This is a genomic window from Conexibacter sp. W3-3-2 (assembly GCF_009707605.1).
In the GTDB taxonomy this organism is placed as follows: Bacteria; Actinomycetota; Thermoleophilia; order Solirubrobacterales; family Solirubrobacteraceae; genus Paraconexibacter; species Paraconexibacter algicola.
The window spans coordinates 1,427,934-1,441,361 of record NZ_WLYW01000001.1; the positions used below are offsets into that span (position 1 = coordinate 1,427,934).

11 protein-coding genes and 1 pseudogene are annotated in these 13,428 nt (G+C 74.3%); 4 read left to right on the top strand and 8 right to left on the bottom strand.

The genetic code is table 11. The features are described from left to right. Position 1: 1 nt before the first annotated feature. Together GKE82_RS07095 and GKE82_RS07100 are read left to right on the top strand one after the other, a co-directional pair. Positions 2-1,045 (top strand): PQQ-dependent sugar dehydrogenase, encoded by a 1,044-nt coding sequence (locus GKE82_RS07095; protein ID WP_154732819.1) that lies wholly within the window; start codon positions 2-4, stop codon positions 1,043-1,045. Further along, on the top strand, positions 1,046-2,596 hold the full coding sequence (locus GKE82_RS07100; RefSeq protein ID WP_154732820.1) for an adenylate/guanylate cyclase domain-containing protein: 1,551 nt from the start codon (positions 1,046-1,048) through the stop codon (positions 2,594-2,596). On the opposite strand, the gene GKE82_RS07105 is transcribed toward GKE82_RS07100, so the two are convergent. The 3 genes from GKE82_RS07105 to GKE82_RS07115 are packed head-to-tail and all read right to left on the bottom strand — an operon-like array spanning position 2,583 to position 5,446. Then, positions 2,583-3,281, bottom strand: a complete 699-nt coding sequence (locus tag GKE82_RS07105; protein WP_230316534.1) for a bifunctional diguanylate cyclase/phosphodiesterase — start codon at positions 3,279-3,281, stop codon at positions 2,583-2,585. The two genes, GKE82_RS07100 and GKE82_RS07105, sit on opposite strands and share 14 nt — an antisense overlap. A 12-nt stretch (positions 3,282-3,293) precedes the next feature. Further along, a complete protein-coding gene (locus GKE82_RS07110; protein WP_196189096.1) occupies positions 3,294-4,343 on the bottom strand; it encodes a diguanylate cyclase domain-containing protein in 1,050 nt (349 codons plus the stop codon). Continuing rightward, positions 4,340-5,446: an ATP-binding protein gene (locus GKE82_RS07115; protein ID WP_196189097.1), complete on the bottom strand. Its 1,107-nt coding sequence runs from the start codon at positions 5,444-5,446 to the stop codon at positions 4,340-4,342. Before GKE82_RS07115 ends, GKE82_RS07110 begins: the two co-directional genes overlap by 4 nt. Before the next feature lie 57 nt (positions 5,447-5,503). Here GKE82_RS07115 and GKE82_RS07120 point away from each other — a divergent pair, with 57 nt between their 5' ends. Beyond that, entirely contained in the window at positions 5,504-6,055 is a 552-nt protein-coding gene (locus GKE82_RS07120) for a hypothetical protein (RefSeq protein ID WP_107569354.1), read from the top strand. Between the two features lie 43 nt (positions 6,056-6,098). Here GKE82_RS07120 and GKE82_RS07125 read toward each other — a convergent pair whose 3' ends face one another. Then, a complete protein-coding gene (locus GKE82_RS07125) occupies positions 6,099-7,211 on the bottom strand; it encodes an alcohol dehydrogenase catalytic domain-containing protein (RefSeq protein WP_154732823.1) in 1,113 nt (370 codons plus the stop codon). Between GKE82_RS07125 and GKE82_RS31260 the strand changes: the two genes are divergently transcribed. Then, a complete protein-coding gene (locus GKE82_RS31260; protein WP_230316112.1) occupies positions 7,210-8,232 on the top strand; it encodes a low temperature requirement protein A in 1,023 nt (340 codons plus the stop codon). The genes GKE82_RS07125 and GKE82_RS31260 overlap by 2 nt on opposite strands. A gap of 21 nt (positions 8,233-8,253) precedes the next feature. On the opposite strand, the gene GKE82_RS29815 is transcribed toward GKE82_RS31260, so the two are convergent. The 4 genes and pseudogenes from GKE82_RS29815 to GKE82_RS07145 form a co-directional block, all read right to left on the bottom strand. Beyond that, a complete protein-coding gene (locus GKE82_RS29815; protein WP_196189099.1) occupies positions 8,254-8,493 on the bottom strand; it encodes a Crp/Fnr family transcriptional regulator in 240 nt (79 codons plus the stop codon). Between the two features lie 115 nt (positions 8,494-8,608). Beyond that, positions 8,609-8,935, bottom strand: a pseudogene (locus GKE82_RS31265) (cyclic nucleotide-binding domain-containing protein); the annotation flags it as partial. Further along, positions 8,932-10,647 carry a CHASE2 domain-containing protein gene (locus tag GKE82_RS07140; RefSeq protein WP_154732826.1) on the bottom strand — a complete coding sequence of 572 codons (1,716 nt, stop codon included), beginning with the start codon at positions 10,645-10,647 and terminating at the stop codon, positions 8,932-8,934. The gene GKE82_RS07140 and the pseudogene GKE82_RS31265, both read right to left, overlap by 4 nt. A gap of 3 nt (positions 10,648-10,650) precedes the next feature. Continuing rightward, complete coding sequence (locus tag GKE82_RS07145; protein WP_154732827.1) at positions 10,651-13,386, bottom strand: CSLREA domain-containing protein; 2,736 nt, start codon at positions 13,384-13,386, stop codon at positions 10,651-10,653. Between the last annotated feature and the right edge of the window lie 42 nt (positions 13,387-13,428).

Below are 13,428 nucleotides of genomic sequence, written 5' to 3' on the forward strand. Positions count from 1 at the left end.
CGTGCGCCGCATCGCCACCCTCGGCCTGCTCCTGCTCGCCGCCCTCGCCGTCCCGGCCGCCGCCCAGGCGGGCCGGACGACGGTCGCGAAGGTCCCCTCCCCCACGAACCTCGCGTTCGACGGGCAGGGTCGGCTGTGGGCGACCTCCGGGGTCGGGGCCGCCTCCCCGAACGACGGGGTCTGGCTGGCGGCGGGCCCCGGGGTCACCGCGCCCCGCCACGTGGTCAAGCGGCTGCCGGTCGCGCTCGGGCTCGTGTGGCTGCGGGGCAGCCTGTACGTCTCGTACGCGGCGAGCCGCCGGACCGGCCGGGTCGTGCGCTACTTCCGCTTCAACGGCCGCTCGTTCGACCGCAAGGAGGTCGTCGTGCGCAGCCTGCCGATCGGGCGTCACACGCTCGACTCGATGGCGGTCGGTCCGGACGGCCGGATCTACCTCGGGGTCGGCAGCGAGTTCGACGCGGAGCGCTCGCGGCGCCGCTACAGCGGCTCGATCGTGTCGTTCGCCCCGGACGGGGGCGGCCTGCGCACGGAGGCGCGCGGGCTGCGCAACCCGTACGGGCTGGCGTTCATCCCCGGCACCGACCGGCTGCTGGTGACCGACAACGGCCGCGACGACCTCGGCCCCGACCGGCCGCCGGACGAGCTGAACCTCGTCGACACGGGCGCCCCGGTGCGCGACTACGGCTTCCCGGACTGCGCCGGCCAGGGCGGTGCGGCGTGCGCGGGCACGGTCGCGCCGCTGCTGGACCTCCCGACGCACTCCAGCGCCGTCGGGATCGCGGTGGCCCCCGACTGGAACGGCGGCGGCCTGACCGCGTTCGTGGCGCAGAACGGGTCGACGATCCGCCCGCGGGACCCGACCGGCCGCGACGTGCTGCGCATCCGGCTCACCGCGCGGTCCGACGGCGGCTACGACGCGACGCCGGACCGGCTGGCGGGCCCGTTCGCGCTGCGCGACCCGCTCGGCGTGGCGCTGTCCCCGGCCGGTGATGCCCTGTTCGTGTCGATGTACCGCAGCGGCCGGATCGACCGGTACACGCCGTAGATGCTGCGCGAGCGGCTGGCGGTCCTGCGCGCGGTCCTCGCGGGCACGCCCGGGGAGACGCACGACGACGCGGTGCAGCGGATCACGACGCTGACCATCGTGGCGGCGTGCGTGACGTCGAGCCTCGTCGGCGTGGCGATCGTCGTGCTGCTGCTGACGCTCGTGCTGCCGCTCCCGGTCGACCCGTTCGCGTCGCGGACGGCGCTGCGGAACTTCGTGGCGATCGCGATCTACGTGCCGTTCGCGCTGCTCGTCGGGGTCCGGGTCGGTCGCCGGATCGGTGACGGGGCGACGGTCTGGATGCGCGAGGGCCGGGCGCCGACCGCGCGCGAGCGGCGCCGGGTCGTGGCGATGCCGATCCGGCTGTTCTCGATGCAGCTGGGCCTGTGGGCGCTCGCGGCGGTGATCTTCGGCGGCCTGAACCTGACGGTCGACGCGCTGTGGGCGTTCGAGGTCGGCATCACCGTGCTGCTCGCCGGGGTGGCGACCGCGGCGGTCGCGTCGCTGCTGGCGGTGCGGTTCGGCCGCTCGATCGTCGCGCGCGCGCTCGAGGACGCGGCCCCGCAGCGATACCGGATCGTCCCGGGGGTCGCCGTGCGGTCGGTGTTCGGCTGGGCGCTGGGCAGCGCGGTCCCGATCACCGGGGCGCTGGTGCTGTGCGCGGTCGCGCTCGGGCAGGAGGACGTGGGGCGTGTCGAGCTCGCCCGGTCGGTCGTCGCGCTGAGCGCGATCGCGCTGGTGATCGGGCTGCTGGCGATCGTGCTGACCGCGCGCTCGATCGCCGATCCGCTGGCGCAGCTGCGCGACGCGCTCGGCCGGGTCGAGCAGGGCGACCTCGACGTCAGCGTGCCGGTGAACGACGCCAGCGAGGTCGGGTTCCTGCAGGCGGGCTTCAACCGGATGGTCGGCGGCCTGCGGGAGCGTGAGCGGGTACGTGACCTGTTCGGCCGCCACGTCGGCCACGACGTGGCGCAGCGCGCGATGGAGGAGGGCGTGCGGCTCGGCGGCGAGGAACGTCAGGCCGCCGCGCTGTTCGTCGATCTCGTCGGCTCGACGACGCTCGCCAGCGACCGCTCGCCGACGGAGGTCGTCACGATCCTCAACGCGTTCTTCGCCGTCGTGGTCGAGGTCACGCGCGCGCACGGCGGCCTGGTGAACAAGTTCGAGGGCGACGGGGCGCTGTGCGTGTTTGGGGCGCCGCTGGCCCACGACGACCCGGCGGGCGCGGCGCTCGGCGCGGCCCGGGAGATGCAGGATCGCCTCGTCGCCGAGGTCGACGGGGTGCGGGCGGCGATCGGCGTGTCCTACGGGACGGTGGTGGCGGGCAACGTCGGCGCGGCGGACCGCTTCGAGTACACGGTGATCGGCGATCCGGTGAACGAGGCGGCGCGGCTGACCGAGCTGGCCAAGGAGCAGCCGCGGCTGATCGCCGCGAGCGAGCGGGCGCTGGAGGCGGCGGGTGCCGCCGACGAGCGGGCGCTGTGGGCCCTCGGCGACGCGGTCGTGCTGCGCGGCCGCAGCGCCCCGACGCGGCTCGCTACCCCGGCGTGACGCCGAGCAGCTCGGCGAGCGCCGCAGGCGCCGCGGGCCGCGCGAAGAAGTAGCCCTGGGCGGTGTCGCAGCCCAGGCCGCGCAGCCGCTGGACCTGGCGGACGTCCTCGATCCCCTCGGCGACGGTCCGCAGTCCCAGCGCGTGGCTGAGCGAGACGATCGCGGCGACGATCGCCGCCTCCTGCTCGGAGGTCTCGATCCCGCGCACGAACGAGCGGTCGATCTTCACGGCGTCGAACGGGAAGCGCTGCAGCGCGCGCAGGGACGAGTAGCCGGTGCCGAAGTCGTCGATCGCGAGCGTCAGGCCGAGCGCCTTGAGCTGGTGCAGCACGCCGGCGGCGCGGTCGTGGTCGTCGGTGACCGCGGTCTCGGTGACCTCGAAGCACAGCGTGGCCGGGTCGACCCCGGTGCGCTCGATCGTCGCGGCGACGGTGGCGACGAGGTCCGGATGGGCGATCTGGCGGGCCGACAGGTTCACCGACACGGTGATCGGCGGGCGGCCGGGCCGCGCGGCGCTCCAGGCCGCCGACTGGCGGCAGGCCTCCTCGAGGACCCAGGCGCCGAGCGTCGTGATCAGCCCGGTCTCCTCGGCGCTGGTGATGAACTCCGCGGGCGACACGAGGCCGCGCTCGGGGTGGTTCCAGCGCACGAGCGCCTCGACGCCGGTGATCGCGCCGGTGACCATGCGCACCTGCGGCTAGTAGTGCAGGACGAACTCGTCGTGCAGCAGGGCGCGGCGCAGGCTGTTCTCGGTCTCCAGCCGGCGCAGGGCGCGCTCGCGCATCCCGTCGTCGAAGACCTCGTAGACGCCGCCGCCGCGCTCCTTGGCCCGGTACATGGCGGCGTCCGCGTCCCGGACGACGGCGTCGGGGCCCCCGTCGCCGCGTCCGCCGGCGAGCGCGATGCCGACGCTGGTGCGGACGAACACCTCCTCGCCCCCGAGCTGGAAGGGCGCGTCGAGCGCGGCGGCGATCCGCTCGGCGATCGTGATCGCCTGGCGTTCGCCGTCGACCGCCTCGCACAGGACGGCGAACTCGTCGCCGCCGAAGCGGGCGGCGGTGTCGCCGCCGCGCAGCGCGTCCTGGAGGCGCGCGGCGACGTCGACGAGCAGCCGGTCCCCGGCGCCGTGGCCGAGCGAGTCGTTGACGACCTTGAAGCGGTCGAGGTCGAGGAACAGGACCGCGACCTGCGCGTCGTGGCGGTCCATCCGCGAGAGCGCCTGGGCGAGCCGGTCGAGGAACAGCGCCCGGTTGGGCAGGCCGGTGAGCGCGTCGTGCAGGGCCTGGTGGGCGAGCTGCACCTCCGCGCGCTTGCGCTCGATCGCGTAGGTGATCGAGCGGGCGAGCAGCCGCGGGTCGACCTGGCCCTTGATGAGGTAGTCCTGCGCGCCCTCCTGGACGGCGCGGACCGCGAGCGTCTCGTCGGTGCGGCCGGACAGGACGATGATCGGGAGGTCGACGGCGACCGTGCGCAGCTGCGCGACGGCGTCCAGGCCGGCGGCGTCGGGCAGCGCGAGGTCGAGCAGGACGCAGTCGGCGCCGGCCTCGAGCAGGTGGGCGATCCCGTCGCGCAGCCGCCGCGTGTGGGTGAGCACATAGCCGGTCTCCGCGGTCTCCCGGAGCATCTCGCGGACGAGCACGGCGTCGCCGGGGTTGTCCTCGATGACGAGGATCCGCAGCGCGGCGGCGCCGGGCCCGTGGTCGCGCGCGGGCCGCGGGCGGCCGTCGGTGCCGACGACGATGGTCACGCGCTCACCGCCTCGTCGCGGAGGGTGACGACGAAGGTCGTGCCCTCGCCGGGGACCGAGCGGGCGGTGATGGTGCCGCCGTGGCGCTCGCAGATCCGCCGGCAGATCGAGAGCCCGATGCCGGTGCCGTCGTACTCGTCGCGCGAGTGCAGGCGCGTGAACACCTGGAAGATCCGCTCGAGCTGCGCGGCGTCGATCCCGATGCCGTTGTCGCTGACCTCGAGGACGAGCGTGCCGCCGGTGCGGCGGGCGCCGAGGGTGACGTGCGGGGCGCGCTCGGCGGTGCGGAACTTCACGGCGTTGACGAGCAGGTTCTGCAGCAGCTGCCCGAGCATGGTGGCGTCGCCGACGACGGTGCCGAGCGGCGCGGCCTCGATCGTCGCGCCGGCCTCCCCGATCGTCTCCTCGAGGTCCTGGCAGACGGTCCGCAGCAGCGCGTCGAGGTCGACGGGCGCGTGGTCGGGGAGCGCGCCGCCGATGCGCGAGTAGCGCAGCAGGTCGTCGATCAGGGCGCGCATCCGGTGTGCCCCGTCGACGGCGAAGTGGATGAACTCGCGGCCGGTGTCGTCGAGCTGCTCGTCGTAGCGGCGACGGACGAGGTCGAGGTAGCTGGTGACCATGCGCAGCGGCTCGGAGAGGTCGTGCGAGGCGACGTAGGCGAACTCGCGCAGCTCGTCGTTGACCTGCTCCAGGTGGCGGGCGCGCCGGTCGTGCTCGCGGGCGAGCTGACGCTGCTCGGTGACGTCGCGGCCGCGGATCGCGAGCAGGCCGTGGTCGGCGAGCAGCCGGCAGCTCCACTCCAGCTCGAGCCAGCGGCCGTCGGGGGCGAGGAAGCGGACGACCTGGTTGTGGACGTCGCCGCCCTGGAGGACCGTGCGGCGGGCCTCCTCGAACGCGAGCCGGTCGTCCTCGTGCAGCCGATGCCGCAGGGGGTCGACGCCCATCCCCGGCTCGAAGTCGAGCAGCTCCATCCAGGCGCTGTTGGCGTCGACGACCTCGCCGCCCGGGCGCATGAGCGCGAGCAGCTCCCCGGACAGGTCGGCAAGTGCGAGCTGCTTCGCAGCTTCGTCGGGGCGGGGAACCGGGGCGGGACGAGACGCCATCTCGACCTCCTTCGGCAGGAAGGGCGCCCGACTGAAGCCACATGGCACCATGGGAGCATGGACGACGCCCCCGGCCCCGACCCGCAGCGCGACGACGACGAGCCCGCGGTGCTCGTCGCGTCCGTCGGCCCGCTCGACCCGGTCGTCGCGCTCCTGCGCGAGTTCCTGCACCGCAGCGGCGCGATCCGCGCGATCGCGCTGATGGAGCACGGGGTCGGCGAGGGCCCGGCGCTCGTCGACGTCGGGCAGCTGCTCCCGATCGAGGTGGTCGTCGACGAGCAGGTCTTCCAGCTCCCGCACGCGATCGAGCTCGACGTCCCGGAGCCCGACGTGCCCGAGGTCCGTCAACTCCCGCCGTTCGAGGTCAACCGGGAGACCGGGGAGATCGCCGCGATGATCGGCGGCGTCGAGCACTACGCCGAGGCGGTGATCGGCCTGACCCGCCGCATCGGCCCGCGCGACGCGGTGATCGCCACGTGGCGCACGAACGACCCGGACACCCCGATCTCGATCTCGGCCCGCGGCAACGACCCGCTGGTGATCACGCTCGGCGAGGACGACGAGTACGAGATGGAGCCGGGCTGGCCGCCGCCGGCGGCCGGGATCTAGCGCGGCGGGGCGCCCGCGGCGGACGCCCCGCGCACCGGACCGCTCAGGCGGTCCCCATCTCGATGACCGAGCGGATGCCGTCCTGGTGGTGCATCAGGTCGAAGCCCCTGTTGACCTCGTCGAGGGTGATGCGGTGCGACATGAACGCGTCGACGTCGATGTCGCCGTCGAGGTAGCGCTGCACGAGCTGCGGGACCTCGTCGCGGCCCTTCACGCCACCGAACGAGGAGCCGGCGACGCGGCGGCCCTGGATCAGCCAGCGGGGGATGACGTCGAGCGTCTCGCCCTTGCCGGCGACCCCGGCCATGGTGGCGAGCCCCCAGCCCATGCGGGCGGTCTCGACGGCCTGCTGCATGACCTTGACGAGCCCGGTCGCCTCGAAGGTGTAGTCGGCGCCCATGCCACCGGTCATCTCGAGGATCTTCTCGGTGGTGTGCTCGTCGGCGACGATCGTGTCGGTGGCGCCCTGCCCCTTGGCGAGCTCGAGCCGGTCGCTGGAGAGGTCCACGCAGACGATCCGCCCGGCGTTCTGCAGGCGACAGCCGGCGACCGCGCCGAGGCCGACCATGCCGGCGCCGAAGACGACGCAGGTGGAGCCCGCCTCGACCTTGGCGGTGTTCATCGCCGCGCCGAGCCCGGTCGACAGGCCGCAGGCGAACAGGCAGGCGCGGTCCAGCGGGGCCTCGGGGTTGATCTTCGCGAGCGCGATCTCGGGCATGACCGTGTACTCGGCGAAGGTCGACGTGCCCATGAAGTGCCGGATGGGCTCGCCGTCGCGGGACAGGCGGGTGGTCCCGTCGGGCAGGTAGCCGTTGTTCTGCTCGGCGCGGATCGCCATGCAGAGGTTCGTCTTGCCGGAGGTGCAGTGGTCGCACTCGCGGCACTGCGGCGCGAACAGGGTGACGACGTGATCACCGACCTTCAGCGAGCTGACGCCCTCCCCCACGCGCTCGACGACGCCGGCGCCCTCGTGCCCGAGCACGGTCGGCGCGTAGCCGGACGGGTCGACGCCGGAGGCGGTGTACATGTCGGTGTGGCACACGCCGCACGCGACGACACGGACGAGCACCTCCCCGGCCTTCGGCTCGGCGAGGTCGACCTCCTGCACCACCAGGGGTGCGCCGAACTCCTCCAGGACAGCTGCTCGGATCTTCATGGGCGCAACCTATCGTGACCTCGGCCCCGGCCCGCACGTTTCCGGGTCGGGCGCCGCCTCCCGGTCCTGGTCGTCCTGGTCTTCGGCCTGTGGTGCACGAGCGCCCGGGCGGACAGCACGCCCCGGCTCGTCGCGCCACCGCTCCTCGTCCTGGAGGCGTCCCGGGTGGGTGACGCTCGTGGCCCGGTTCGACGCGCCATTGCCCGCGCGGTCGGCCTGGAGGCCGACCGGAACGGCCCGGATCGACCGCCAGCGCGCCCGGTTGCGCGCACCCGGGCGGCCGGCCTGGGTTTGTGTCGCCACGGTGGCCGCCAGGACTGCGGCAGCGCCGAGCCGCCCCGTCCCCTGCCCGTCGGGCGGACCTACTCCGTCCGGATTTCCCGGACGACCGGTGACCCGTGACCGGTGGTCGCGCGCGTCGTCCTGCGGGCACTTCGCCGAGCGCCACGGCCTGATCGTGATCATCGCCCTGGGCGAGTCGATCGTCGCGCTCGGCATGGGCGCCTCCGAGGAGGAGCTCACCGGGCTGGTGGTCCTGGCCGCCGTGCTGGGCACGGTCGTGACGGCGTCCCTGTGGTGGGTCTACTTCGATGTCGTGGCGCAGGTCGCCGAGCGGCACCTGCACCGGGCGACCGGTGCCGCGCGAAACGCGATGGCGCGCGACTCCTCCAGCTGCATCCACCTCCTCATGATCGCGGGGATCGTGTTGCTGGCGCTCGGGATCAAGAAGACGCTCGGGCACGTCGACGAGCCGCTCAAGACGATCCCGGCGGTGGCGCTGGGAGGCGGGACCCCGCTCTACCTCCTCGGGCACGTCCTCTTCCGGCTGCGCAACGTGCGCTCCGTGGCGTGGCGGCGGATCGCGGCGGCGGCCGCGTGCGTCGCGCTGATCCCCCTCGCCAAGGAGGTGGACTCCGTCTTCACGCTCACGCTCATCGCCGCGATCCTCGTCGCGATGATCGCGTACGAGGCCGTCCGGTTCGCAGAGGCGCGGGACCGGATCCGCCACGCCCCCGCCTGACCGGTGACGTCGGCGGGCCGGTCAGGCTTCGGGGCGTCCGGCCCGACGTGCCACGGCGGCGCGATCGAGGATCGAGATGGTCCCGCGTCCCGTGGTGAGCCACCCGGCACGTCGCAGCGCCGACAGGGCGCGCACGGTCGTCTCCAGGGACGTCCCCGCCCACCCCGCCAACTCCGCCTGGGTGACCGGGAGCGGGACCACGACGGCGCCGTCCCGGTCCTCGCCCAACCGGTCGGCGAGCTCGAGCAGCCTGGAGGCCACACGGGCGGTGCCGTCCCCCCCCGACGTGCTCCAGCCGTTTGGCGTCGGCGTCCCGCAGCCGTGTTGCGAGGGTGACGAGGACCGCCCGCGAGATGCCAGGCCGCTCCTGGACCAGACGGCGGAACACCGTGCCGGAGAGGGCGAGCGCGCGCACGTCCGCGAAGGCCTCGGCCGAGCCCGCGCGCGGTTGCCCGTCCAACGCCGCCAACTCGCCGAGCAGCTCGCCAGGTCCGCGCAGGCCGAGAAGCATCTCCTTTCCGCCCGGGGACTGCGCCGTGATCCGCACGGCGCCGGCCAGCAGGACGATCACCGCGTCGGCCTCCTCGTGCTGCGTCAGCATCCGCTCGCCCGCGGGCGCCTCGACGGCGCGCCCGTGCTCGCGCACGAGCTGCCGGGCCGGCTCGTCCAGAAGCGACCAGAAGGTCGGAATCCCACCGGTCATCCGCCGAACACCTCGAGGGTTCCGTCGCGGCCCCGCAGGCGCCCCGCGGGCATCGGTCGCAGGCCATCGTGGTCGTCGAGACGCGCCGCCGTGGCGGCGGACACGACCAGGTCGAGTCCTTCGGCGGCCGCGAACTCTTCGAGGCGGAACGCGGTGTTCACGGCGTCCCCCGCCACCATGAACTCGGCCCGACCGTCCGCCCCGACGGTCCCGGACCAGATCGGCCCGGAGTGGACGACCGCCCGCGCCAGCAGTGACGGGCATCCTGACCGCCGATTCGCCTCCGAGAGCTCCCGGGTACGCCCGAGCGCCGCTCGTGCGGCCCGAACCGCCGCCGCCTCGTGGTCGTCCAGTGGGTCCGGGGTCCCGAAGGCGGCGACCAGGCCGTCGCCGCGGTAGGAGACCGGGATGCCGCCCTCGTCGAGCACCGCCTGACCGGCCACCCTGAGGTAGTCGTCGATCACCGCGAGCGCCTCCTGCGGCTCGCGGTCGTGGCAGAACCGGACCGAGTCCTGCAGGTCGTAGACCAGCACGGTCCCGTACGCGGTCGCCGCCGGCAGCCCACGCTCCGGAGCCTGCGCGAGGAGTCGCTGCGCCACCGACGCAGGCACGAACCGGCCGAAGGTCCGCTCGGCGCTCGCCGCGCGGACCGTGGACGCCGTCGAGAGCGCGAACGCCGCTCCCACGAGACCGCAGAGCGCGCTGGTGACCGGTCCCAGCACATCGAGCTGGACACCCAGGAGGACCAGTCCTCCGGCGAGCCCCAGCGTGCCGACGAGGGCGAGGAGACCCGCCGCGACCGCGGCGCGCGTCCGCCCGCGCAGTGCGGCGGCAGGGGCGAGCAGACCGCTCAGCGCGGTCAACAGCAGCGTCCATCCGCGTCCGGCGGGTCCCAGCGGGGCACCGGACACGAGGGTGGCGATCGCGTTGGCGTGCACCTCGGCACCCGCCATCGGGCCGTCGCCCGCGGCCGTCGCCACGGTGTCCTTCAGACCGGGAGCGGTGGCGCCCACCACGACCGTCCGCCCGCGGAGCGCGGCGCCAGGGGCGCGGCCACGGAGCACGTCGACGAACGAGATCGTCCGAACCGTGCCGGGGCCCCCGCGGAAGTCGATCGTCGCATGGCCATCGGTCCCCCGCGGGACCGGACGGCCGCGGGCGGCGACCGCGCGCGCCGCGATCGACGGAAGGCCCCCGGCGCGCAGCGGAACCCGTCGGACGACGAGGTCCTCGTCGACCGGGAAGCCGGCATGCCCGGCCACGGCCCGCGCCGCGCGCAGCCCGTCGGCACCACCGAACACGTTGGCTTCGCCACGTGGTCCCGTCTCGGTCGTCGCGAAGATCGTGCCCGGCCGTCGGGCGGCTGCACGGATCAACGCGTCGTCCTCGCCGGGATCCTCGGCCGGCTCGGTGAACTGGACGTCGAAGACGACCACGGCAGCGCGCGCCTCGCGCAGCCGGTCGAGAACCCGCGCGTGGTGGCGTCGCGAGAACGGGAAGCGACCGAGGGCCGTCACCGTGTCCGTGTCGATCGCGACCACCGTCACGTCCCGGGGCGCCTCCCCGTCGCTGCGCAGCCCGAGCAGCGCATCGCGGAGATCGAGCTCCGCCTCACGCAGCGCACCGGTTTCCTCGACCAGCAAGCCCGTGGCCACGGCAACGACCCCGGCAGCGACCAGCAGCCGGCGGCGCAGCTGATCCCACGGGGCCATCGCTCACCGCCGTCGGGTGAAGACCGCGGACGCGCCGGCGCGGAGGGTGGCCGCGGACCCACGAGCACGGTTCAGCGGCCGGGCCCGGACCACCCCTTGACGGACGGTCACGGTCGAGCTCGTGCACGTGTCGCGCACCAGCCAGTGCGTGCCGCGGACGGTCGCGTCGGCATACCGACCCTGCGTGCGGAAGCGCCCCTCCCCCTTGCCCCAGAGCCCGCGGCTGCGCCGCTTCTTCTTGGCCTTGCTCTTCGCGGCCGCGCGCGCCTTCGGCGCAGGCGGGCAACTGAGGGCAGCGGTCAGGCGCACCGTGGTGACCCCGTCGTCCACGCGGCGCTGGGTGACGCGGTACCGGCCGCTGTGGAAGTCCGCGACGTCGAGGCCACCGTCCGGCTGGGCCGTCGTGAGCCGCGAGCTCGCCCCTGCGGCGTCGACCGTGGTTCCCACGGGCACGATGGTCGGTCCGTCGATCGGGGCGGTCGTCCCGTCCGGGAGCACGATCTCGACGGTGCCGCGGACGCGCGCGACCACGACGCTGCTGGCGAACCGCGGCTGCGGACCGTCGATCGCCGTCGTCGCCCCTGGGGTCGCACCCTCGGGCGGCGGCGTGACCAGGACCTCCAGAGTCGCGCGGTCGTCGTCGACGGCGGCATCGAGCTCGGCGGCGCGGACCGCGGCGACCGCGCTGGCGCTGCCCGCGCGTCGGAGCGCGACGACGGCCGTGCGCTCCGCGGTCTCCCCCGCGGCCAGCGCCGGGATCGAGCAGAGGACGGCCCCGTCGATCGGCCCGGCGCACCCGGGACTGACCGCGAGCAGCTCGGTCCCGGGCGGCGGTGTGAGCTCGAGGACCACGTCGGTCGCCGTCACGGTCCCGGCGTTGACCGCCTGACCGACCAGGCTCAGCTGCCGCCCGACCTCCGGCGTCCCGCGGGTTCGCAGGCCCGCCCGCAGATCCGTCGGACCGGTGACGGCACGGCAGGCCGAGTACTCCGAGGTGCTCCCGTCGGGGGCGGTGGCCGTCGCGGTCAGGACGTCACCCACCGCGAGACCCGTGGGCGCCTTCGCGGTGAAGCGCGCCCGGCCGTCGGCGTCCGTGGTCACCAGGCCACGCCCGATGATCTCTGCGCCCTCGCCGCGGCCGGACGGATCGCAGCTCGTGCTGCGGCTGAACTCGAGGCCGAAGGTCGTGGTCGCCGTGGACGCCAGCGTGCCCGAGTAGGCCATCTGGCCAGCCGCGACCGAGACGGACTCCAGCACCGGCGCGTTCTGGCGGCCGTTGGCGCCGGCATCCGCGTCCCCTGGGCCGTCGTCGGCCGTCACGCCGTTCTCGTCGAGATCGACGCCCAGACCGCCGTTCTGGAACGTGGAGGTCAGGCGGGCGGCCACACCGAAGGCCGACGGGGCGACGGCGATCCCCGCACCTGCGTTGTGGGCAATCGTCGCGCCCTGTCCGTCGACGGCGCCCCCGATCTCCACCGGGCCGCGGGTCACCCGGACTCCGGGCCCCGCGTTGCCCATGGGCGTGCCGTCGCGCAGCAGCCCGACGTGGACGTCGCGGACCGTCGTCCCCGTGCTCCGCAGCACGATCCCGGCCGTCCCGTTGGCGACGACGATCCCGCCCTCGACGCGGTGGTTCCCGAGCGTCGTCTCCGTGTCGTCAGCGACGATCCCGCCCCCGGCGTTTCCGCGCGCGACCGTGACGAGCTCGTCGACCCCGATCCGGTTGCCGAGCACCTGGCTCCCCGGGGCCGTCAGCCGGATCCCCGCCGCCGCGTTGCCGGAGATCGTGTTGTGCTCGCGCAGTCCGAGGCCACCGATGGTCGATGGAGCCCCGGCGCGGATGCCGTCACCGAGGTTGGGCAAAGCGGTGCTCCCGTCGTCGGCGAGACCGATGTAGCTGCCACGGACCACGGTGCCCGTCGCCGTCGGACCGATGTCGACGCCGGGGCCCGCGTTGGCCGCGACGAAGTTCGCGTCGACGTTGTTCGTTCCCGATCCGCCGACGAGCGTGTCGGCGCCCTCAACCCGGATCCCGGCGCCGTCGTTGGGGCGCGGAAGTTGACCGGCGACCGACGTGCCGATCCGGTTGAACTGCAGGATCGTGTCGATCGCTCCCTGCTCGACGAGGACACCGTGCCCGGCGTTGCCCGACACGACGTTCCCGTCGTACCCGTCGACGCCACCGATCCTCGTCCCGGTCGCGCCCGAGGCGACCCGCACGCCGACCCCACCGTTGCCGGGTGCGTCCTGGGAGGCCACGCGGTCCGGACGGATGCCGATGCGCGAGTTGTCGAGCTCCACGCCATCACCGCTGATGACGATCCCCTCGGAGAACCCGTGGATGCTGACCCCCTGGACCTGCGCGCCGCTCCCGGTCACCCGCAGGCCGGGATACCCGGCGCCGCCCCCGACGAGCTCGACCGCGATCTCGTCGAACTCCGGGTCGGCGGAGTACCCGTTGATCCAGGTCGCGTCCGCGATCGCGGGAAGCTCGGAGAGGAAGGTGAAGACGACGGTGCCGACACCGACCGCGACGGGCTCGAAGTTCACCTGGTCGGGCCCGGCGTGGTCGTTGGCCGCGGTGATCGCCTCGCGGAGCGTGCAGTCGCCGGGAGGCGACTGGCATCCGACGTCCGCCGGCGCATCCCCGGTGGTCGTGACGGTGTAGGTGTTCCCGAGCGCCATGGACGGCACGACGAGCGCGCCGGACAGGCACAGCACCACTGCGATCCCCCGCATCGACGTCAGAGTAGACCTTCCCCCGACGCCGCGGCAATCGCG

Bases quoted from the DNA above. Each gene is read 5' to 3' on its own strand.
- GKE82_RS07125 (WP_154732823.1), bottom strand. From the start codon at position 7,211: ATGAAGATCCGAGCAGCTGTCCTGGAGGAGTTCGGCGCACCCCTGGTG.
- GKE82_RS07115 (WP_196189097.1), bottom strand. From the start codon at position 5,446: ATGGCGTCTCGTCCCGCCCCGGTTCCCCGCCCCGACGAAGCTGCGAAG.
- GKE82_RS07105 (WP_230316534.1), bottom strand. From the start codon at position 3,281: ATGGTCACCGGCGCGATCACCGGCGTCGAGGCGCTCGTGCGCTGGAAC.
- GKE82_RS07120 (WP_107569354.1), top strand. From the start codon at position 5,504: ATGGACGACGCCCCCGGCCCCGACCCGCAGCGCGACGACGACGAGCCC.
- GKE82_RS07145 (WP_154732827.1), bottom strand. From the start codon at position 13,386: ATGCGGGGGATCGCAGTGGTGCTGTGCCTGTCCGGCGCGCTCGTCGTG.
- GKE82_RS07100 (WP_154732820.1), top strand. From the start codon at position 1,046: ATGCTGCGCGAGCGGCTGGCGGTCCTGCGCGCGGTCCTCGCGGGCACG.
- GKE82_RS31260 (WP_230316112.1), top strand. From the start codon at position 7,210: ATGGGCGCAACCTATCGTGACCTCGGCCCCGGCCCGCACGTTTCCGGG.
- GKE82_RS07140 (WP_154732826.1), bottom strand. From the start codon at position 10,647: ATGGCCCCGTGGGATCAGCTGCGCCGCCGGCTGCTGGTCGCTGCCGGG.